Here is a 22,109-nt window from a genome sequence, read left to right on the forward strand (position 1 = left end):
TATCGCCTCCGGTTATCCATACAGACAAAGAAAATTACAACAATGATCTGAATTCTTGCGTTCGTTTAGCAGAAAATGGGTGATTTAATTGTTTGTTTGTGTAATGTGAAGGATTTTTATTTTGTTTCAAATTCTCCTCTCTCCATTAACTTGTACACATGATTCCTTCTACCCTTGAATAGCAATAGTATAGAGATGTGAAATACATGCTATAGGGAGGAAATCAAATGGTGCAAGCCATTCTTGAATTATTTACAAGTGAGCAAAAAGCAGAAACAATCCTTACTAATCCGATGATTGAGTTTATTTTTATCGTTTTGTTTGTAACGTTTCTTGCCGCTTTGTTCATTCATTTGTCGTTGTTTAATAAGTTGAAGAAATTAAGAAATTACTTAAAAGAGACCGATCGGATGGATATCGAACCATTAGCTTCTTTTAAAGATCAATATAATAAGAAACAAAAACAGGAATCCGTAAAGGCAGAAACGTTTGTACAAGAAAAATTCTCAAGCTGGCGCTTGTTTCATATGCCAGTGGTCAGCTTAATTAAAATGATTCAAATGACTGTGTCGGCATTTATTCTCATTGGGGTATTAGGAACATTTATTGGGTTAACATCATCATTAGGAAGCATTGATATCGAAGGGAATGATCTAGTTGAAGGGGTAGCTGGTGTTCTAGCTGGTATTGATGTTGCATTTTATACCAGCATTGCGGGGATGGGTTTTTCATTGGTTATGACAGTATTGATGAAAGTCCTTAATACGGAATTTATGCTGACAGATATTATGTTAATGACAGAATCTAAGCTAGAAGGACATAAACAACATGGCATGAATCGACTAATTGATGTATCGGAAATGATAAATGATTCCATACGTAGTTTGCAAGAAACCAATCAACAATCATTATCAAATATGGAAGCTGCATTTTCTGGGTTTCAGGAGTATACAACAGGACTTCAAAAATCTGCAGAAGACTTAGCGGCATTTAATGACGGACTTTCTGAAAACCTTCATCAATTCCAACAATTGTTTGACTATATGACAGATGTTACGGATGGTTTTGCAGAAGGAACGAAACATTTGAACGAGAATTTTGATTCGTTATTTTCCTATTTCAAACGTATGGACGGTAGAAATGAACGAATGGCAAAAGCGTTTGAGAATACGTATGAGAAAGTAAGAGAAGTATCTAAAGCTCAACAAGAAACATTACAGCAATTTGATGATTCTGTTGGCGATATAAAACAATTTACTTCTTCGTTATTAGAAGATCAAAGCGGAATGCAGTCTAGATTTGAACAAATACAGGAAAAAAGCAAGCATCTTGTTGATCGCATGGATGAACATAACCATACATTTAGAAAAGTATTTGGTGAGGATGTTTCAACAAAATTAACAGGGATAATGACACAGTTACGGGAACTTTCCACAGAATTTGATAAGATGGGACACTCTATGGTCAAATTACCAGAGGCACTTCAGGTAATTAATCAAACACAGTCCGAATACAAGCATCTACTATCTGATCGGTTTACTGAATTAAAAGAATTTAATCAGCAGTTTAACCAACATTTAAAAGCTCATTTGGCTGATTCTATGACATTTGAGAAGCATATGCAAGAAGCTGCAAGCACCTATGAACAGATGGGGATGAAGAATAATCAGTTTATTCAAGAAATAAACGCAACAATGAATCAAATGAGTCAAGCTTTTCAACAAAGAGAGAACCAACTAGAAACGAGTGTAGGAATGATGAAAGATACCTTAGCTAATTATGTTAGTAATTTAGAAGGTTCGCTTGGTAATAAGCTGGATAAAGTTGGTCAGGCAATCCGCGATTATATGCAAGGGGCCAATGATGGAATTCGTAATGAGTTTCAAGAATTACGTCGGGTATCCGATGCAAATGAGCAAAATCAGGCCCGGTTTATTCAACAGACATTACAAGATTTAAATCGCGAAATTCAAATCTTAAATCAGCAGTTGACGGCTTTTGCACAACGGACAGCAACATCGAATAATCCGATAAGGCTGAGTCAAAATGAATACTAAGTACCAACGTCTGTTTAAACAAGACCAGGAGGATGGGCATTTCTGGCCCTCTTTTACGGATTTACTGACGACGATTTTACTTTGTTTTATGCTCATTTTTATTTGTATGATGGTGATTAAATCCTTACAAATTGAAGAAATGAAGGAAACGTTAGATCAAATTATGGGTGTGCGTGCAAAACTGGTGAATGATTTGAAAGAAGAGTTTAGTGGATCTGAACTCGGCGTAGAGGTTGATGAGAAGACGGGGGCAATTATTTTTAATACAGAAATTCTCTTTGAATATAATGAAGATAAATTAAAACCGGAGTCTTTTACTTTTTTAGATGAATTTGTGCCGAAATATTTGGACATTTTATTGCAAAGCGGTTATGAAGAATATATAGCGGAGATTATTATCGAAGGCCATACCGATCGAGATGGGACGTATTTGTACAATTTAAAACTCTCACAGGATAGGGCGTATAGTGTGGCATCGTATATATTAGGAGGTGACTTTCCGTATAAAAATATACAACAACATCTAAAAGATAAGCTTACTGTAAATAGTAAATCATTCTCGGATATTCGTACGGATAATAATGGTGATTATAGTGCAAATGCATCTCGCAGAGTAGAATTTAAATTTCGCTTAAAGGATGAAGAAATTCTTGAAAAAACACGAGAGATTTTAGGGAAATAAGATTGATAGATGCATATAAGAATTGTAGACTATAAGAAAATAGTTTTGCAATTCAGAATAAACATTGGTGCGGGAGTGGTTGGATTGAAAGTGATTGTTGTAGGTACGGGAATTGTAGGAGCAAGTGCTGCTTATCAGCTAGAAAAAGCAGGCGTCGATGTAACAATGATTGACCGGGTTCAAGAAGGAAAGGCTACATCAGCTGGTGCGGGTATTGTCTGTCCTTGGATTTCGAGTGTAGAGAATCCAGATTGGTATCGTATTGTAAAACGAGGGGCAGCATTTTATCCGTCATTGATTGAGAGTCTTCAAGCTGACGGTGAAACAGAAACTGGGTATAAAAAAGTAGGTGCGTTAAGTATTAGTACAAGTATGGACATATTGGATAGTATAGAGCAGCGAGTAAGAGAAAAACAAAAAACGGCTCCTGAATTAGGTGATATTCGACGATTAAACAAGACAGAAACACAAAACTATTTCCCTATGTTAGCTGATGAGCTCGAGGCAGTCTATGTATCTGGTGCAGCAAGAGTAGATGGACGTTTCTTGCGAGAAGCATTAAAGAATGCAGCACAAAAGCATGGAGCACAATTGATTCAAGGTACAGCAGGGTTAAAAGTTGAAAAAGGTCAAGTGACAGGAGTTGTAGTAGAGGGAGCGTTTTTCGAAGCAGATGCCGTACTTCTTACAGCAGGAGCATGGGCACCTGAATTACTAAAAGACCTGGGGTTGGAATTACATATAGAGCCTCAGCGTGGACAAATTGCCCATATTAAACTATCAAATCAAGATACCTCTAGTTGGCCAGTTGTGTTACCACAAACGAGTCATTATATGCTCGCTTTTGATGATTCGCGTGTAGTAGCCGGTGCGACAAGAGAAACTGGGTCAGGATTCGATCATCGTCTAACGGCCGGAGGTGTACATGAAATACTGCAGGAATGCTTGGAGATAGCACCTGGTCTACAGGAAGGCACATTACAAGAAATACGTATTGGTTTCCGGCCAATGGGACCCGATATTCTACCGTTAATTGGATCGATTAATAAGGTAAAGGGTTTATATATCGCAAATGGACTTGGGGCTTCTGGTTTAACTATGGGACCTTACGTTGGGGCTTTGGTGTCAAAATTAATCATGGGCGAAAGTTTAAGTATTGATTTAAGACCTTATGATCCAATGCGCGCCATCATTACAAAACCCGAGAGAGTTAATTGAAAAGTGCTGTTTACTGCCTCTTTGGCGCAGTAAACAGCACTTTTCTACTTCATCTAGTATAGGGATCGATTTAAAATTCTTCATATGTCGCAGGATCTTGGTCCTTATTTCTACCATCTGGACGAGTTAATTCTGATATAGCGTTCATATCACTCTCTGCTAATGAAAAATCGAAAATGGAAATATTCTCAAGCTGCCGATTATGGGATGCTGATTTAGGAATGGCAATTGCTCCGAGTTGATAGTGCCAACGTAGAATAACTTGAGATATGGTTTTCTGATGCTTGGCTGCAATTTTTCCGATTGTTTCATTTTGTAGTACTTCATTTGCCCGCGCTAACGGACTCCAAGATTCAGTCACAATATGATGCTGTTCATGCCATTTTCGCTGTTCTTCTTGATTAAAGAAGGGATGCAATTCGATTTGATTTATACTTGGCAGTACTCCAGTTTCTTTCTTCAGTCGTTGCAAATGATCGGGGAGAAAATTGCATACTCCAATGGAACGAATCAATCCCCATTTTCTGGCATCGATTAATGCTTGCCATGCTTCAACATACATGTTTTGTTTCGGATTAGGCCAGTGAATGAGGTACAAATCATAATAATCTAATTTCGCTCGATATAATGACTCTTGAATGGTAGTAAGTGCCTTATCATAGGCTTGATAACGACCGGGCAATTTTGATGTTATTTTTAACTCTTCTCTTGGAATAGCGCTTCGGCGTATCGCTTCACCTACTGTCCCTTCATTTTCATAGTTATACGCTGTGTCTATTAATCGATAGCCTGCTTGAATGGCATTACTGATTCCATTTGCACCTTCATTCCCATTTAATTTATATGTACCAAATCCAACCATAGGTACACGTAAACCATCATTTAGTGTGATTTCAGGAATTATTTGTTGAACCATGTAGAAACCTCCTTCTGCATTAAGCGTACACATTTAAGGATAAAAGTTCCAACTATTTAACTGCGATAATTCTACGAAAATAAACAATCGTAATGATTACTATTTACAAAATAGGGATCAGCAACTATAATGATAAAATCGTAATTATTACGATTCGCCTTTTAATAGAACAAAGAGTGGTAGGATATTTTAACAAAGAGAAGACGCATAGTGAAAAATCAAAGGTGGTTAAAGGTCAAAACACCAAGCCATTAAAACTTTGGAACTGCGAAAATTCAGGATGTTCCGATAGGCATTTAGAGAACATCTCATCAAAGGCAAGTTCCTGGGGGAAAAGTAACCTAGGTAAAGGTAAGAATATGTAAATGGTCAATATCATTCATTTTTGAGTTATTTCTTGCATATAAATCGTAATGATTACGAATTGATTTTTGATGATGGGGAAGTAAAAATGAAAAATTACGCTCGATTTAGTTTGTTTATTGGTTTGGTTATTCTACTTTTGACTTGTCGTGGCAATGCAGTGAAAACAGCAACTGTAAATAAAGAAAATATGCATGATGTATTACAGATATAAACAACAATGTATCCGTTAGGATATTTCATGAATGAAATTGGAGGGGGAAATCTCCTCGATTATATCATTTGACGCTGATGCCCATACATATACACCAAATTCTCATATCACAGGTGCAGATGGCTTTATCTATAAAGGTCCGAGAGGAATCTAGAAGTATGACCTACAGCCTTAGAAGATTCGTATTTTAGTAAATGAAAAAAACATACATGAGAATGATTGTCCTAAAAATTGAATGAAGGAGGAAAGAAATGCTTGGTAAAATTAGATCAACAGTAATTGATGTAACAGGGGTTCTTATTATTGGGTTAGCAATCTATTTAATTTCAATCAGTGGAACGATTCAAGGGGGCATTACATTGCCGTCCTCGATTTATAATATGAATACAATCTTTCTAAGTATTTTGATCGAGGCACTTCCCTTTGTATTAGTAGGTGTTTTAATTGCTGGGGGGATACAGATATTCATAACCGAAGACCATATTAAGCGATGGATACCAAAAAATCGATTCGCAGCAATTTTAATGAGTTGTGTAGTAGGTGCATGTTTTCCCGCTTGTGAATGTGGAATTGTTCCGATTGTTCGCAGGCTAATTGCCAAAGGGGTGCCAATTTATGCTGGTATTGGTTTTCTTCTCACTGGACCACTTATTAATCCAATCGTTATCCTGTCTACGTATATGGCATTTGGAAATGATTTGAAAGTTGCCCTGTCACGTATGATTATCGGGTTTATTGTCGCTGTTATTGTTGCATTTTTAATTAGCCTATTGTTTCGTACCAATCAACTGAAACAAGAGCTTAAAAATGCAAACCATTGTGAACATGGAACCGCTGCGGTAGGACAACCTGTTACAATGAAAATTTTCCATGTACTGACACATGCTGTGGATGAGTTTTTCGATATGGGAAAATACTTAATAATTGGTGCTTTACTGGCTGCTTTTGTACAAACATATGTATCTTCAGAATCGCTTGTAGCTATTGGAAATGGCCAGATTGCTTCTTCGACAATCGTGATGATGGGGCTAGCATTTCTATTATCTCTTTGTTCTGAAGCAGACGCTTTTATTGCCGCGTCATTTAGTAATTTATTCGCACCTACTGCAATATTGGCCTTTCTTGTATATGGTCCGATGATTGATTTAAAGAACATGATGATGATGTTAAGTGTTTTTCGGGCAAAATTTGTTTTTACCTTTGTAAGCATTGTAACCATTGTTGTTTTTGTAGTATTCATACTTTTAAACCAATTTTATTAGGGGGCAACCATGCGTTTTTATTTCCAACAGGCTGTACGAGCCTTCATATTAATTTTATTTACGATATATATCGTTAAATTGCACTACACAGGAGATATTTTAAAACTAATTAATCCAAAATATGGAACGATCAGTATGATTGGAGTAGTCATCTTACTTATATTGTTCGTCACTCAGCTTCATCGTGTGTTTTCTAAACACGATGAACACAAGCATAACCATGACCATGAAGACCATCATCATGACCATGGTTATTCACCACTAAATGGGAGAAAACTCGTTTCCTATTTTATTATTGTATTGCCACTAATTACCGGATTTTTACTACCACCCAGTACTTTAGATGCTTCCATTGCTGCCAAAAAAGGAGCAATGTTGTCAATTACGAATAACGCGATGCAAGAGCAGAATTCAGGTCAACCACAGGAAAAAGAAGAATCAGCAGATGAGAATATGGAAAATGAACAACCGATCCACCAAAATGCACCCGATCCCAATCTCGATTCCAACACGATAAGTATGGAAAAATATGACCAAATCGTTAATCAATTAGGGGAACAAGATTCCATTTTAATGTCAGAACAGGTTTATTCAACGTATTATGAAATGATTAACAAGGAAATGGATTCGTTTGTAGGAAAAGAAATTTCATTAAAGGGATTTGTCTATAAAGAAGATGACTTTAAAAGTAACCAACTTGTTTTGGGCAGGTTCTTAATTACTCATTGTGTAGCAGATTCAAGTATTATTGGTTTTTTATCTTCGGTGGAAGATGCGACAGAATTAACCGAAGATACATGGGTGGAGGCAACAGGAACAATCTATATCGAAGAATATAATGGTACACGGATGCCGGCAATAAACATTTCCGATTATCAAGTAATTGATGAACCTGAACAGCCGTATTTATATCCCATCACGATCAAATATAAATAAATGGGAAGCCTCTATTCAGATTTACTGGAAGAGGCTTTTACCGTAAAATTAAATTAACAGCAATAAAAATATCCTTGAATTAGACTAGTCTGAAGTACATGTGGAATATGTTTAGAATGAGAATATATAGGGGGGAAAGACGCATATGAAACAGTATATTGATTTAAGTCATACAATTGAGGATGGGCTTGTAACATATAAAGGATTACCCGCACCAATTATCTGTGACTATTTAAGTAGAGAAGAATCTCGTAAGCACTATGCGCAAGGCACCGAATTCCAAATTGGCAAAATTGAAATGGTGTCAAATACGGGAACATATGTGGATGTACCATCTCATCGCTATTCCGATGGGAAAGACCTAAATGAGACAGCAATAGATAAGCTGGCAGGTTTGGATGGTGTTCTCTTCCAGATGAACCATAGTCAACAAGCAATTGATGAAACAGTATTTTATAATTTTGATTTAAAGGGAAAAGCTATATTAATTTCAACCGGCTGGGATAGATATTGGAATACAGAACAGTATTATGAGAGGCATCCCTATTTAACGGAAAACGCCGCAAAGTATTTAGTAGAACAACAAGCAGCAGTAGTGGGGATTGATTCTGTCAATATAGATGATACTTCAGGGAATACCAGACCTGTACATACGGAGTTATTAGGTAATGAAATATTAATTGTGGAGCATCTATGCAATTTAAATAAGTTGTTGGATAAGCAGTTCTTGTTCTATGCTGTCCCCCCTAAAATAAAAGGAATTGGTACATTTCCTGTTCGTGCATTTGCCGAAGTAGTATCTTAATGAAAAATTATACAATACAAGAATAATCGTGTAAGCCAACAATGATAAAGGTTGAAGATAATTGGATTTTTCACAGATGACTTCTGGATAACAAATGAAATAGGCATGACTCCAATGGAACAGCACGGTTTGTGATGATCCACTCGGGTAAACAATCGTAGTTAACCCGAGCTAGCTGAAGTCATGCCCAGAGGAGCATGCTCTATTTCAGATGTAACGAATAATTCAATGATTCGAAGTTAGAGCTACTTCTGCTAGTATCCATGATATTAATTGGATACTACTTTATTGCGAAAGAGTCTCACAGCACCTCGTTCTATTGGACCATCTTTTATGAGGAAATATGAAATAATGAATGCTACAATACCAAATCCTGCAACGATATGAACAAAAGCCAAATGATCAACTACAATAAATTGGATTACCTTACTGATGTCACCGAATGTAACATACGTAATTAGAAGTAAAAGTACAACGGTGCTGCCCATTAATAAGCGGAATGTTCCAAAGTATTGCCATACACTATTAATAAGAAAACCAATACCAAACAGAAAAATTCCCCACAAAATATCAACCCACAAATAGAGGAAAAAGCCTGACTCATTTACTAAATCTCCCATATGGAATAATGTGCCTGAGCTAATTCCCTGTTCAATTAAATAATTATTTAAAACGTAAAGCCCATTTAGGACAAGCGATCCAATAAGGATAAAGATCCCCGCGTTGATAAATGCGCTGAACAAGAATTGTTTTCTTGTACCGCCAAACGAGATGATATATTTAAATCCTTTTGTGAAAATAAAAAATGGATATATAAGAAACATGCCGTAATACGGTCCAAAGCTAGCTCCTGCGTTAAATGAACCGTCTGATGAGAATAACATACCTAAAATGATATAAAAAATAGATAATACGGCTGTAATTGTAGTTAGAATATAAAATTGGACACGTAAATCTTCAAACATGACGCGGAAAGGTCCTTTAAATGTGTTCATTTCTTTACCGGCTCCTTTTTAGAAGTTATATTTACGAGATAATCTTGCAGTGGTGCCTTTTCAATATTAACTTTTGCTAGTTTGGCGCGAGCGATCCAATCTTCGTTATAAGGTACATCTAGCATGACATGTACTTGATTGCCTAATTTTCGTTCTTCTAAAATGGTGCTACCAGTAGTTAATTCATCTATTGCGTTTTTTGGACCGTTCAGAATAATTCCTTGCATTTTTAAAGATTCGGTTTCTTCATAACGTGTGATTGTTTGATTGTCGACAATGGCAATCATCTCACATAATGGTTCGATTTCATCAATATGATGTGATGATAAAATAATTAATCGTGGCTGCTCTTCATACGTGTCTAACAGTACATCATAAAATAGTTTTCGCATATGTGCATCAAGTCCATTTGTAGGTTCATCCATAATTGTAATTGGAGATTTGCTAGCTAAACCAATTACAATGCTTATCATTGTTTGCATTCCTTTCGAAAAATGCTTAATCTTCTTTTTCCTTGGTAATTCAAATAAAGACACAAGCTCATCTGCTAAGGCTTGATCCCAGTTTGCACTAAAGTAAGAACCGAATCGCAGGGCATCATTTACATTCCATAGCTCTGAAAAAGGATGATTCTCTTGAATATACGTTACTTCTTTCATTGTATTATTATTGTTATAAGGTGAGATTCCATTAACACGTATTTGTCCGCCATTAGGATTTTCTTGACCTGAAAGGAGTTTCATTAATGTGGTTTTACCAGCTCCATTTCTTCCCCAAAGCCCCATTATAATTGGTTCTGTTTCATGTAAATTCACCTGCTTTAATGCTAGGGAATCCCCATATGAAAAAGTCATGTCATGAATATCAATCATTGGAAGTAGCCTCCTTGATAAATTGAATAATTTGTTCTTCTGACAAGTGAAGTCGTTTTGCTTCAGCCACTAAGGGTTTAACATATTGTTTAAAAAAGTCTTGCTGACGTTCTAAAAGTAATTGACGAACTGCACCTTCAGCCACAAACATGCCTACACCTCGTTGTTTGTAGACTAAACCGGCATCAACGAGCATCGTCAATCCTTTTTGTGCTGTAGCCCGATTTATCTGATAAAACTTGGATAATTCTGTTGTTGAAGGAATCTGATCTCCTTCTGCTATCTCGCCATCAATGATGTCATCTGCAATCATTTCTGCGATTTGCTGAAAAATTGGTTTTGTATCATCAAAATTAGATTGCACATCTGTCTCCTTTCTACAACAAGACATACATAAGGTTGATATGTTGATTGGTTGATCACTCGTGTAATCAACTATACATTGATAATCAAATTTTGTAAAGTTCTTTCGTATATTTCCATATCTTTCTTTAGATATAAAAATCCAGTAAGGTTTGGAATTCCCTTACTGGCAGCAAAAATAAATTTGATTACTGCAACGTATGGGCTCAACCGTCTTTCTGTATTCCGTAATCGAAGCACGTCATGAAATCATTATTATGTACTAAAGCAGGTGCTATCCTATAAAAAAGGAAGGGACCTGTTTGAATACCTGTCATTGCTATCTTTAGTCCCCCTTTCCCTAATGAGTACCTAAGAAAAGAAAATTCTTTACTCTAAAAATGCTATTCACCTAGGTTAAATAAGATTTTATATCTTCCATTTATCATCCAATTCAAAAAATACTAGAAAAACATATTGAATGTACGTACGTTTTGTATTATTATTAATTAAAACGGAAAATATATACGTACAAGTATATATTTGGTTTAGGAAAGGTGTTGAATTTAGGATGCTTTACCAATTGAAAGAACAAGTACTTGAAGCAAACTTGGCTTTACCAAAACATAAATTGGTAACGTTTACTTGGGGTAATGTAAGCGGTTACTGCGAAGAGGAAGGAGTAATTGTAATCAAGCCAAGTGGCGTGCCATATAAAGATTTGACGGTAGAAGATCTTGTTGTTGTTGATTTAGAAGGAAACGTTGTGGAAGGGAACAAAAACCCATCTTCGGATACACCGACGCATTTGATGCTATACAAAAGTTTCCCCAATATTGGTGGAGTTGTTCATACACATTCGCCATGGGCAACGAGTTGGGCTCAGGCTGGAAGGGATATACCAGCTTTAGGGACGACACAAGCTGATTATTTTTATGGAAGTGTTCCTTGTACGAGAAAAATGACTGATGATGAAGTAAAAGGTTCGTACGAGTTGGAAACAGGGAAGGTTATTATAGAGACATTTGAAAATAGGGATCATCTTGCTGTTCCCAGTGTTTTGGTTCATAGCCATGCGCCGTTTAATTGGGGAAAAGATCCTCAAGATGCAGTACATCAAGCAGTTGTATTAGAGGAAGTGGCAAAGATGGCTTTGCATACGTACCAAATTAATCCAGAAACGCCAGTGATGCAACAAAGTCTATTAGATAAACATTATTTAAGAAAACACGGGAAGCATGCGTACTACGGGCAATAAACGATAAGGAGGGAGTTTCTAATGAAAGAAAAATATACAATTGGTATTGATTATGGAACCGAATCAGGGCGTGCTGTATTAGTCTCTTTAAAAGATGGTAAAGAAATCGCAGACCATGTAACTTCATATCGACATGGGGTAATAGATGATAGATTACCTCAAACAGGAGAAAAACTAGGGCATGAATGGGCGCTTCAACATGCTCATGATTATATAGAAGTCATACAGACCTCCGTTCCAGAGGTTTTACAACAATCTAATATCCACCCAGATGAAGTAGTTGGTATTGGTATTGATTTTACAGCATGCACGATTTTACCTGTTGATAAGGATGGACGCCCGCTTATGTTCGATCCAAAGTGGAAAACGGATCCCAATAGTTGGGTGAAATTATGGAAACATCACGCTGCACAAGCTAAAGCAAATAAAATAAACGAAATAGCGGAACAACGTGGTGAAGAATTCTTACCACGGTATGGTGGAAAAATCTCATCCGAATGGATGGTTGCAAAAATATGGCAAGTTCTAGATGAGTCTCCAGATATTTATTATGCAACCGACAAATTTGTTGAGGCAACCGATTGGGTTATTTCCCAATTATCTGGAAATCTTGTTCGAAATAGTTGCACAGTAGGATACAAAGCAATTTGGCATAAACAAGATGGTTTTCCAAGTAAAGAATACTTTAAGGCATTAGATCCACGCCTAGAAAATCTAGCAGAAACGAAATTACGTGGAGAAATCGTTCCATTAGGGACAAATGCAGGTGGTTTAACTGAAGAGATGGCTGATGTTACAGGGCTAAATCCAGGGATTGCCGTTGCTGTAGGAAATGTGGATGCTCATGCTTCTGTTCCAGCGATGGGGGTGACATCGCCTGGGAAAATGGTAATGGCAATGGGAACCTCTATTTGCCATATGGTATTAGGTGATAAAGAGAAAGAAATAGAAGGCATGTGTGGAGTTGTAGAAGACGGAATCATACCAAATTATTATGGATATGAAGCAGGCCAGTCAGCAGTAGGAGATATTTTTGCTTGGTTTGTTGATACATCGGTGCCAGCTTATATTAAAGAAGAAGCTGCACAAGCTGGATTAGATGTTTATCAATATTTAGAAAAAAAAGCAACAGGATATAAACCAGGAGAAACGGGGTTATTAGCACTAGATTGGTGGAATGGAAATCGTTCTGTTCTTGTTGATACGGAACTAAGTGGTCTTCTGCTAGGTATGACCTTACAAACAAAACCGGAAGAAGTATATCGTGCCTTATTAGAAGCCACTGCATTTGGTACAAGAATGATTGTCGATGCGTTTCATCAAAATGGTGTTTCGATTGATGAACTCTATGCATGTGGTGGGTTGCCCCGAAAAAGTAAATTGCTCATGCAAATTTACGCTGATGTTACCAACCGTGAAATTCGAATTGCTGATTCTAAACATACGCCAGCTTTAGGTGCTGCCATGTTTGGTGCTATTGCGGCAGGTTCTGAAAATGGGGGATATGATTCTGCCATTGAAGCTGCAAGAAATATGGCCCGGATAAAAGAAGAGGTTATTAAACCTATCCCTGAAAACGTATTCATTTATGACGAATTATTCCAAGAATATAAGCAGCTACATGATTACTTTGGACGCGGTACAAACAATGTAATGAAGCGGCTAAAAACGCTAAGAACATTTGAGGAAAAAGTTACTATATAGAAGATAAATGGAGGTACGAATATGATAACAATGAAGCCCTATACTTTTTGGTTTGTAACTGGAAGTCAGCCTTTATATGGTGAAGAGACATTAAAGGAAGTAGAAGTTCATTCAAAGCGAATGGTTGAAGGTCTGAATAAAAGTGAGGAATTACCTTTTCCTATCACGTTTAAAGAGGTAGTGACGACAGCTAATAATATTCAAAATCTAGTAAGGCACGCAAATACAGATCCTACCTGTGCAGGCGTAATTACCTGGATGCATACATTTTCACCAGCCAAAAATTGGATTGCTGGTTTAAAAGAATTGCAAGCACCACTGTTGCATTTGCACACGCAATATAATCAAAATGTTCCATGGGATTCGATTGATATGGATTTTATGAATACGAATCAGTCGGCACATGGAGATCGCGAATATGGATTTATGGTATCACGCTTAAATCTTTCCAGAAAAGTGGTAGTTGGTCATTGGCAGAATAAACAAGTCATTAGAAAAATTGCAAGTTGGATGCATACGGCAGTGGCAGTATCAGAAGGTTCAACTATCCGTGTTGCGCGATTTGGAGATAATATGCGAAATGTAGCAGTTACCGATGGTGATAAAATTGAAGCACAAATTAAATTCGGTTGGACCGTTGATTATTATGGAATTGGCGATCTCGTAGAAGTTATGAATGAAATTGAAGAAACAGAAGTTAATAAATTGTTTAAAGAATATCAGCAACGGTATCAATTCCCGCAAGAAGCAGCATCCAATTCTGCTATTGGTGAGGCAATTAAGTATCAAGCGAGAATTGAGTTAGGATTAAAATCATTTCTCGAAGAAGGAAATTATAACGCATTTACAACAAATTTTGAAGATTTACATGGGATGAAACAGCTTCCTGGTCTAGCAGCACAACGATTAATGGCTGAAGGTTATGGCTTTGCGGGTGAAGGAGACTGGAGAACGGCGGCATTATTACGAATGATGAAAATCATTTCTCAAAATCAAGACACATCTTTTATGGAAGATTATACGTATCATTTAGAGCCAGAAAATGAAATGATTTTAGGTTCGCATATGCTTGAGGTCTGTCCAACAATATCTGCTACGAAGCCTAAAGTAGTTGTTCAACCATTGGGAATGGGGGGAAAGGAAGCCCCTGCGCGCCTGGTATTTGATGGGAAAGGTGGAGATGCAATTAACGTTTCATTAGTAGAAATGGGTGGTAGATTTCGGTTAATTATTAATGAAATTAAGGCAGAGCAGCCTGAAAAACAAACACCGCATCTTCCTGTGGCAAAAGTTTTATGGAGGCCGCAGCCAACCTTAAGTGAAGCTACAGAAGCATGGATTTACGCGGGTGGTGCTCATCATACGGTTTTATCTTTTCAGGTAACCACAGAGCAGTTATATGATTTTGCTGATATGACAAATATTGAATGTATTGTTATCGATAAGGATACCAAGCTACGAGAATTAAGAAATGAATTGAGATGGAATGAGGCTGCTTACCGCAAATAGAGTGAAAAGAAACATTGAATGTGAATAAATGATAATGAGAGGACGGGGTATTTTTATCCCACCTCTTCCTACTTACCAAACAAGTACAAGCTATCTCTAAGAATGATTAAGAAAAGATATTAGTTTATTAGTGAAATGAAAGCGGAATCACAATGTGAAGTTTGTTATTAAATGGTAGGTGACAAATTTCCTTCCTTCTACATGCTTACATTGATTCATATCATAACCGATATAAGAGGAGGAGCATCATGGTAAAAAAACATTCATTTTGGTATGTACTTTTACTTTCTGTATCTGCAGGTATGGGAGGGTTATTATATGGTTTTGACACGGCAGTTATTTCAGGCGCTATCGGATACTTACAAGATTTATATGATTTAAGTCCGGCTATGGAAGGTTGGGTAATTTCTTGTGTAATGATTGGTGGTGTAATCGGTGTCGCCATGTCAGGCTTTTTAAGTGATAAGTATGGAAGAAAGAATATATTGTTGGTTTCGGCGGTGTTCTTTATTATATCTGCCCTGGCTTCTGCATTTGCAACAAGTATAACCATGTTAGTTTTTGCAAGAATTTTGGGTGGATTTGGTATTGGGTTTGCTTCCGCATTATCTGTGACTTATATTAGTGAATGCGCGCCACCAGCAATTAGAGGCAGGCTTGGATCGTTATACCAGTTGTTCACTATTTTAGGGATAAGCATCACGTTCTACATTAACTATGGTGTTGCTAATAGTGGTACGTATCAATGGGGCTTAGAGGCAGGCTGGCGCTGGATGCTCGGCTATGGTACGATACCTGGGATCATCTTCTTAGTCTTGTTATTTTTTATTCCGGAAAGCCCTCGTTTCTTGATTAAGAAAGGGAAGGATGAGGAAGCGTATCGTATATTGACTCGTATTAATGGGGAACAAGTAGCTAAAAGAGAAGCGAAAGAAATAAAAATGTCCATTGAAGCAGAACAAAACTCCTCTGCAAAGCAATTATTAAAACCAGGTTTAAGAATGGCCTTAGGGGTCGGAATCTTTCTGGCTTTATTCAATCAAGTCATTGGTATGAATGCAGTAACCTATTATGGACCTGATATTTTTAGGAGTGTAGGATTTGAAAATAATACCGAGTTTTTAGCTACAAGTATTATTGGCAGTGTACAAGTTGTTTTCACAATTGTAGCTATTTTGTTAATTGATCGTTTAGGCAGAAAGAAATTAATGGCGATTGGTTCAAGTCTAATGGCAATTTTTATGCTGCTGATTGGAAGCGTATTCTTCTTTGAACCTGAAAATAGCGGCATATTACTTATTTTGTTTATTGCCGGATTTACCGCTGCTTTCTGCGTTTCCATGGGGCCAATCCCATGGGTTATGATTCCGGAAATCTTTCCGAATCACTTACGAGGGAAAGCGGTAGGAATAGCAACCATTTTCCTTTGGGGAGCAAATTGGGCAATTGGACAATTCACGCCAGTATTAATTAATAATATGGGCGGAGCGTTCACGTTTTGGATGTTCGCGGTCATTAATGTCATTTGCTTCCTTTTCGTAATGACGATCGTTCCCGAAACGAAAAATAAAACATTGGAAGAAATTGCAATGCTTTGGAAACCGAAGAAAAATAAAGAAAAATTTTCACAGAAATTAACCAATATGTAATTTAAAGTTTTGTTATCCTTTGTGATTACACTAGATATACAAAAGGAAATGATCAATACCGGGTTTAAAAAGCAATTAAAAACCGGCAGTGATCATTTCCTTCTGTTTTACAGCTTGTTCGAGTTACCTGATCGGTTTGAAGTACTTGTTGAAACATCGAAGTTTCACAGCGACAAGCGACTTTGTATTCATTCGCAATGGCCATAATTGGACAATTATACTCAATTAGCTCATACGTATTCTCATCCAATTGGGTAATGTCTGCCATATAACCTTTCTCATTTTGAATAGTTTTCATTTCTTGTATCCTTTGTTTTGGGACTTTCTTGTTCATGCGAATCGCGTATTCACTGGTTAATCGGCTTTCACGCTTTTGGAACAATTGTTGGATGGAATTTTCACCGTATATTTCCTCTATATCTTTTAAAAACTCTAAACTTAGTCCTTCGTAACTTTTGGGAAATAACAATTCACCTTTTTGTGATAAAGAATATGTTTGTGTTGGTCTCCCCATTACTGGTTTAACCTCTTTTGAAGTAATAAGATCATCCTTTTCCATCATTGAAAGATGCTTTCTAACGGCCATATCGGTAATTTTTAAATGATTGGTCAATTCACTTACTGTTAAGCGGACTTCTTTTTTTAAGATAGTAAGAATTTTGTCCTTCGTTGTGGTTCTTTTCAAATTATCACCTCACAAGATTGGCGTCATTTATATGGAGATTTCTACGAGTGATTGATGTTATCCCTTTGGTTTCCTACGCTTATATTGTATAAAAACTACAAGTAAGTTGGAAGTAAAATGTTTATTTCTGTATTAAAAAGGAAAATTTTTCGAGCAAATAAGTTGATCTTCTTCATTTGATACGGTATTCTTTCTGTATACTTATTATACCAATAAGTATAATAAGTGCAAAATAAAAAGGGTGGAGGAATTTTTTATGGCAAAATTTGAATTACCTGAACTACCATATGCAACAGACGCATTAGAACCGTACATCGATCAAACAACGATGGAAATACATCATGGAAAACATCATCAAACATATGTAAACAAATTAAACGCTGCACTGGAAGGAAAAGCAGAACTAGCTGACCAATCATTAGCATCCATTATTAGTAACCTAGAGGCAGTTCCAGAAGATGTGCGTACAGCAGTACGTAATAATGGTGGTGGACATTTAAACCATACGCTTTTCTGGGAAGTAATTGCACCAGGTAAAGAAGCTGCAGCACCTGCTGGTAAACTTGCGGAAGCAATCAATGAGGCATTTGGCAGCATTAGCAGTTTTGAACAAAAATTCGCTGATGCAGCGACCACACGTTTTGGATCTGGTTGGGCATGGTTAGTTGTTAATCAAGAAGGTAAGCTAGAAGTAACAAGTACAGCAAACCAAGATAATCCGATTTCAGATGGCAAAACCCCAATCTTAGGAATCGATGTTTGGGAACATGCCTACTATCTTAAATATCAAAATAAACGCCCAGAATACATTGAGAACTTCTTTAATATTATTAATTGGGACGCTGTTGCTGAAAAATATGAAAAAGCAATTAGCTAATTGACAGAAAAGGAGAATAAGGTACTCGAGGGAGTACCTTATTCTAGAGAATGAAGAGGAGGTAGCACCAGTGAAGCTAGTTGGAATCGCAGGATCATTAGTAGGAGAAAAGACATCACAGGCCGTTCATGATGTGCTACTTGAGGCTAAACGAGTGGATGCAAGTTTGGAAACTGCATTAATTGACCTTCGCGATTATGAGGTTGAATTTGTTAATGGTGCTCCTTTAGCTTATTATAACGAGGATACATGGCATGTTGTAAATACGATTCTGTCAGCTGACATGTTAGTTGTCGGGTCACCTATATACCAAGCATCCATTTCGGGAGCATTAAAAAACCTTTTTGATCACCTACCTGTAGATGCTTTTAAATCAAAAGTCACTGGAATGATCACAACAGGAGGATCTGAAAAGCATTTTCTAGTGTCAGAGTATCAATTAAAACCCATCCTTTCTTATTTGAAAGGAATTGTGCCTACTTGCAGTGTATTTATTCATAATGATGATTTTAATGATGATAAACAAATTGTAAATCGGAATGTGATGGAACGAATAACCACACTTGCCAAAGAAATGATTTCGATTCAGCGACGTGTACAAGTTGAAAATAAAAAATAGGGATTCACACATACATACTTTCATAATAAGTAGTAGGAAACGGAACGATGGAAAAGGAGAGCATTTCTTAAATAGGAATGCTCTCCTTTTTTATCATGGATATTATCTTGGGGTTTCTCAACCGATTTATTTCCTGTAAAATCATAGGAAAGCGTATAGATCGATTACTTTATTGTATGAATTTAGGAGAGACCAAAGATAAAAACGAGGATTTATCTATCCGTTACTAAGAAAGGAGTTGGTATTTCGAATTCCTCCTTATAAGCCTATGTTTATAATGACAGTGGGATTGCCGAATTCAAGTTTTCCTTGTTTTTTAAAGAAAGGAAGTGAAGCGACATGTTTGACATCGCTTTAATCGTTATTATTGCTCTTATTGTAAGTGTTGTAGCCATGTTAAGTATCATCGGGATGCTAAGAAAACGAATCACCGAGCCTAAGGAAAAGCTCCGTAAGAGGATAGATAAGCTGGAAATGGAAATGGAAGCATTAAAAGATCGTAAGGAATTATGAACCGTTAGCAACGAAGCTGCTAACGGTTTTTTAATGTCTAGGAGGAATATATTATACAATGAAGTATACCAACCAGCGCGTTTAATGAGGGACTTCCCTCAACCTCCGTTATGTTGATCTCTCTATCATGCTTTGCCATTCATTATAGTGTCCTGCTTAATGTCAACTTCTTAGTTTTCACTTTCTACGGGTAATAACCTTTCGATAAAACCACATAAAACAAAATGAAATAACAAAAAACAATATCTTAACAATGGCTTCATATTCACTTAATAAATTTGTTTTATAGTGTGGGTGTAGGAGAAAGGTGTTAACAGCAACTTAGTGAAACAACATAACTCAACACCATCGTTGAATTAGAAAGGTGGATAAAGGATGAAGAAGGTCATTGTACCAATTTTACTTATGCTTATAAGTATAGGGATACTTACTGCTTGTGGTAAGGAGACTTCTAGCAATGCAAATGAAGGGTTAAAGGGAGAGTTAACGGTATATACAGCAGTTGAAGAAGAATTGTTACCAAACTATCTAGAGTCCTTTGAGAAAAAATATCCGAATGTAGAATTGAATATAGTCCGTGATTCTACAGGGATTATTACCGCAAAACTTTTATCAGAGGGAAAGCATACGAAGGCAGATGTAGTTTGGGGAGTTCAAGCTTCTAATTTATTAAAATTAGATCAACAGAATTTACTTCAATCATACTCGCCTGAAGGGATAGAGGAAGTACCAGGAATATTTAAAGACAAAAACCAAGAATCGCCGAAATGGGTAGGGAATGTTGTTACAGCTTCTGGGATTACAGTAAATACAGTAGAACTAGAAAAAATGGGATTAGATGTACCTAGAACGTATGAAGATTTAACTGATCCGAAGTATAAGGGATTGATAGCAATGGCGCATCCTGCTTCCTCTGGGACAGGCTACTTGCAGGTTTCCACTTGGCTGCAAATGATGGGTGAAGAACAAGGTTGGAAGTACATGGAAGATTTGCATGAAAATGTTGGTATGTATACCCATTCTGGTTCAAAGCCAATCCAAATGGCTGCGACAGGAGAGTTTCCAATCTCATTAGGGCTTGTTTATAGTGGTGTGCAAGAAAAGCAAAAAGGTGCGCCAGTAGAAGTTCATTTGCCGAAGGAAGGTCTAGGTTGGGATGTAGAAGCCAATGCCATGATCAATAAAGAAGATACAGAGAGTGATAAATTAGCCAAAGCTTTTCTTGATTGGGCAATTTCTGATGAAGCTATGAAGGAATATCACCAAGCTTATGGTCTAGCAACAAAACATGAGAACCTTCCAACTGCCGAAGGATTCCCAGAGAATTTTGAAGATCTGTTGTATGAAAACCATGATTTGAATGTATCCGCGAAAAACCATACAGATATTATTAATACTTGGGAATCAAAATTCGCTGAAAAAGCAGAACCTAAAAAATAATCAAGGAGTGAATGGGATGAGCAATACAGACAGAAGTTATTTGTCGATAAGCCATGTACAAAAGAAGTTTGGACGTTTTACAGCTTTAAATGATATTTCTGTTGACATAAACAAAAGTGAATTTGTTTGCCTATTAGGTCCGAGCGGCTGTGGCAAAACAACGCTTCTACGAATTATTGCCGGGCTTGAGGAACCATCAAAAGGAACTATCATCATGGCTGATAAAGATATGACCAATGTTCCGCCCGCAAAGCGAAATTTTGGGATTGTCTTTCAGTCCTATGCACTCTTCCCAAATTTAACTGCGTTACAAAACGTAATATTTGGTCTAAAAACTAAGAAGTTAACACAAAAAGAAATAAAAGATCGTGCTAGGGAGGCATTAGCACTTGTTGATTTAGAACAGGTAGGTCACCGCTATCCTGCTCAATTGTCAGGAGGGCAACAACAGCGAGTTGCTCTTGCAAGGGCAGTAGCCTTATCTCCAGATTTCCTATTGCTTGATGAACCACTTTCTGCCCTCGATGCAAAGGTGAGGGAGCGACTTCGCTATGAAATTCGCTCGATTCAAGAAAAGCTGAAGATAACAACGATAATGGTAACACATGATCAAGATGAAGCATTAACAATGGCGGATAAAATTGTTGTAATGAATGAGGCACAAATTATGCAAGTTGGTACACCGTTAGAAGTATATGAGCGCCCAATAAATGCGTTTGTAGCCGATTTTATTGGTTCAATTAATTTCTGGAAGAATCAGAATCAAGAGAAATTGGCGATTCGACCTGAACATATACGCCTTGCTAAGTCGGGAGGGATAAAGGCACAAGTAGAAACAATCGAATTTCGTGGTCCTGTTTTTCGAGTTCAGTTTATAGTTTATGATCGGAACTCTGATTTAAATGGATCAAGTATAAAAGCAGATCTTACCATGAAAGAAGTACATGAGTTTCATTTACAAAAAGGGTCAGAGATTCATTTGGATCTATCACTGGATCGCATTCTGGCTTATGACGCCTAAAAACAAGAGCATAAGTGTTCGTTAAGCAGTGTGTCTGCTAGAGCTGGCAGTGAGGAGATTCTATTAAGCTTCCATTTTGTCTCGGGTTAAGAAGCCATCATGCCCACATCTAAGACTTGATGTGGGCCAAGAGGTTTAGATAGGGAGTGCATTTTGCAGTACGAACAAATCC

General features: G+C 37.0%; 21 protein-coding genes. 16 read left to right on the forward strand and 5 right to left on the reverse strand.

The window, feature by feature from the left end; genetic code table 11:
* Positions 1-227: 227 nt before the first annotated feature.
* The 3 genes from JKP73_RS20420 (at position 228) to JKP73_RS20430 (ending at position 3,957) form a co-directional block, all read left to right on the forward strand.
* Positions 228-2,057, forward strand: coding sequence for a MotA/TolQ/ExbB proton channel family protein (locus tag JKP73_RS20420; RefSeq protein ID WP_021292402.1), 1,830 nt, complete (start codon positions 228-230; stop codon positions 2,055-2,057).
* The gene (locus JKP73_RS20425; protein ID WP_021292403.1) at positions 2,047-2,739 is read left to right on the forward strand and encodes an OmpA family protein; all 693 of its coding nucleotides are present in this window, start codon (positions 2,047-2,049) and stop codon (positions 2,737-2,739) included. The genes JKP73_RS20420 and JKP73_RS20425 overlap by 11 nt, the downstream gene beginning before the upstream one ends.
* An 84-nt stretch (positions 2,740-2,823) precedes the next feature.
* Entirely contained in the window at positions 2,824-3,957 is a 1,134-nt protein-coding gene (locus JKP73_RS20430) for an NAD(P)/FAD-dependent oxidoreductase (protein WP_200411755.1), read from the forward strand.
* 70 nt (positions 3,958-4,027) lie between these two features.
* On the opposite strand, the gene JKP73_RS20435 is transcribed toward JKP73_RS20430, so the two are convergent.
* Positions 4,028-4,873, reverse strand: a complete 846-nt coding sequence (locus tag JKP73_RS20435; protein WP_038245578.1) for an aldo/keto reductase — start codon at positions 4,871-4,873, stop codon at positions 4,028-4,030.
* Between the two features lie 385 nt (positions 4,874-5,258).
* Here JKP73_RS20435 and JKP73_RS20440 point away from each other — a divergent pair, with 385 nt between their 5' ends.
* The 4 genes from JKP73_RS20440 to JKP73_RS20455 all read left to right on the forward strand — a co-directional run bounded on the left by JKP73_RS20440 (position 5,259) and on the right by JKP73_RS20455 (position 8,453).
* The gene (locus JKP73_RS20440) at positions 5,259-5,450 is read left to right on the forward strand and encodes a hypothetical protein (RefSeq protein WP_200411747.1); all 192 of its coding nucleotides are present in this window, start codon (positions 5,259-5,261) and stop codon (positions 5,448-5,450) included.
* A gap of 251 nt (positions 5,451-5,701) precedes the next feature.
* Positions 5,702-6,712: a permease gene (locus JKP73_RS20445; RefSeq protein ID WP_021292408.1), complete on the forward strand. Its 1,011-nt coding sequence runs from the start codon at positions 5,702-5,704 to the stop codon at positions 6,710-6,712.
* 9 nt (positions 6,713-6,721) lie between these two features.
* Positions 6,722-7,648 (forward strand): TIGR03943 family putative permease subunit, encoded by a 927-nt coding sequence (locus JKP73_RS20450; protein ID WP_038245576.1) that lies wholly within the window; start codon positions 6,722-6,724, stop codon positions 7,646-7,648.
* A gap of 145 nt (positions 7,649-7,793) precedes the next feature.
* Positions 7,794-8,453, forward strand: coding sequence for a cyclase family protein (locus tag JKP73_RS20455; RefSeq protein WP_038245572.1), 660 nt, complete (start codon positions 7,794-7,796; stop codon positions 8,451-8,453).
* Between the two features lie 269 nt (positions 8,454-8,722).
* On the opposite strand, the gene JKP73_RS20460 is transcribed toward JKP73_RS20455, so the two are convergent.
* From JKP73_RS20460 to JKP73_RS20470, 3 genes are read right to left on the reverse strand one after another with little or no spacing between them, the layout of a single operon-like run.
* On the reverse strand, positions 8,723-9,448 hold the full coding sequence (locus JKP73_RS20460; RefSeq protein ID WP_021292411.1) for a hypothetical protein: 726 nt from the start codon (positions 9,446-9,448) through the stop codon (positions 8,723-8,725).
* On the reverse strand, positions 9,445-10,320 hold the full coding sequence (locus JKP73_RS20465) for an ATP-binding cassette domain-containing protein (protein WP_021292412.1): 876 nt from the start codon (positions 10,318-10,320) through the stop codon (positions 9,445-9,447). Before JKP73_RS20465 ends, JKP73_RS20460 begins: the two co-directional genes overlap by 4 nt.
* The gene (locus tag JKP73_RS20470) at positions 10,313-10,684 is read right to left on the reverse strand and encodes a GntR family transcriptional regulator (protein WP_021292413.1); all 372 of its coding nucleotides are present in this window, start codon (positions 10,682-10,684) and stop codon (positions 10,313-10,315) included. Before JKP73_RS20470 ends, JKP73_RS20465 begins: the two co-directional genes overlap by 8 nt.
* Before the next feature lie 549 nt (positions 10,685-11,233).
* Between JKP73_RS20470 and araD the strand changes: the two genes are divergently transcribed.
* From araD to JKP73_RS20490, 4 genes are all read left to right on the forward strand, one after another.
* Positions 11,234-11,920, forward strand: a complete 687-nt coding sequence (gene araD, locus JKP73_RS20475) for an L-ribulose-5-phosphate 4-epimerase (RefSeq protein WP_160807308.1) — start codon at positions 11,234-11,236, stop codon at positions 11,918-11,920.
* A 21-nt stretch (positions 11,921-11,941) separates the two neighbouring features.
* Positions 11,942-13,624: a ribulokinase gene (locus tag JKP73_RS20480; protein ID WP_200411748.1), complete on the forward strand. Its 1,683-nt coding sequence runs from the start codon at positions 11,942-11,944 to the stop codon at positions 13,622-13,624.
* Positions 13,625-13,645: 21 nt separating this feature from the next.
* On the forward strand, positions 13,646-15,133 hold the full coding sequence (araA, locus tag JKP73_RS20485) for an L-arabinose isomerase (protein WP_021292417.1): 1,488 nt from the start codon (positions 13,646-13,648) through the stop codon (positions 15,131-15,133).
* Positions 15,134-15,381: 248 nt separating this feature from the next.
* Complete coding sequence (locus JKP73_RS20490; RefSeq protein WP_021292418.1) at positions 15,382-16,782, forward strand: sugar porter family MFS transporter; 1,401 nt, start codon at positions 15,382-15,384, stop codon at positions 16,780-16,782.
* Between the two features lie 64 nt (positions 16,783-16,846).
* Here the strand turns inward: JKP73_RS20490 and JKP73_RS20495 are convergent, their stop codons facing one another.
* Entirely contained in the window at positions 16,847-17,467 is a 621-nt protein-coding gene (locus JKP73_RS20495; protein WP_021292419.1) for a helix-turn-helix transcriptional regulator, read from the reverse strand.
* A 256-nt stretch (positions 17,468-17,723) separates the two neighbouring features.
* Between JKP73_RS20495 and JKP73_RS20500 the strand changes: the two genes are divergently transcribed.
* From JKP73_RS20500 to JKP73_RS20520, 5 genes are all read left to right on the forward strand, one after another.
* On the forward strand, positions 17,724-18,344 hold the full coding sequence (locus tag JKP73_RS20500; protein WP_021292420.1) for a superoxide dismutase: 621 nt from the start codon (positions 17,724-17,726) through the stop codon (positions 18,342-18,344).
* Positions 18,345-18,414: 70 nt separating this feature from the next.
* Positions 18,415-18,963 carry an NADPH-dependent FMN reductase gene (locus JKP73_RS20505; RefSeq protein WP_021292421.1) on the forward strand — a complete coding sequence of 183 codons (549 nt, stop codon included), beginning with the start codon at positions 18,415-18,417 and terminating at the stop codon, positions 18,961-18,963.
* A gap of 339 nt (positions 18,964-19,302) precedes the next feature.
* Positions 19,303-19,476 carry a hypothetical protein gene (locus tag JKP73_RS20510; RefSeq protein WP_021292422.1) on the forward strand — a complete coding sequence of 58 codons (174 nt, stop codon included), beginning with the start codon at positions 19,303-19,305 and terminating at the stop codon, positions 19,474-19,476.
* Between the two features lie 375 nt (positions 19,477-19,851).
* Positions 19,852-20,916 carry a putative 2-aminoethylphosphonate ABC transporter substrate-binding protein gene (locus JKP73_RS20515; RefSeq protein WP_021292423.1) on the forward strand — a complete coding sequence of 355 codons (1,065 nt, stop codon included), beginning with the start codon at positions 19,852-19,854 and terminating at the stop codon, positions 20,914-20,916.
* 16 nt (positions 20,917-20,932) lie between these two features.
* On the forward strand, positions 20,933-21,937 hold the full coding sequence (locus JKP73_RS20520; RefSeq protein ID WP_200411749.1) for an ATP-binding cassette domain-containing protein: 1,005 nt from the start codon (positions 20,933-20,935) through the stop codon (positions 21,935-21,937).
* Positions 21,938-22,109: the final 172 nt, after the last annotated feature.

It is taken from the genome of Virgibacillus salexigens (assembly GCF_014905415.1).
GTDB classification, from domain to species: Bacteria; Bacillota; Bacilli; order Bacillales; family Amphibacillaceae; genus Virgibacillus; species Virgibacillus salexigens.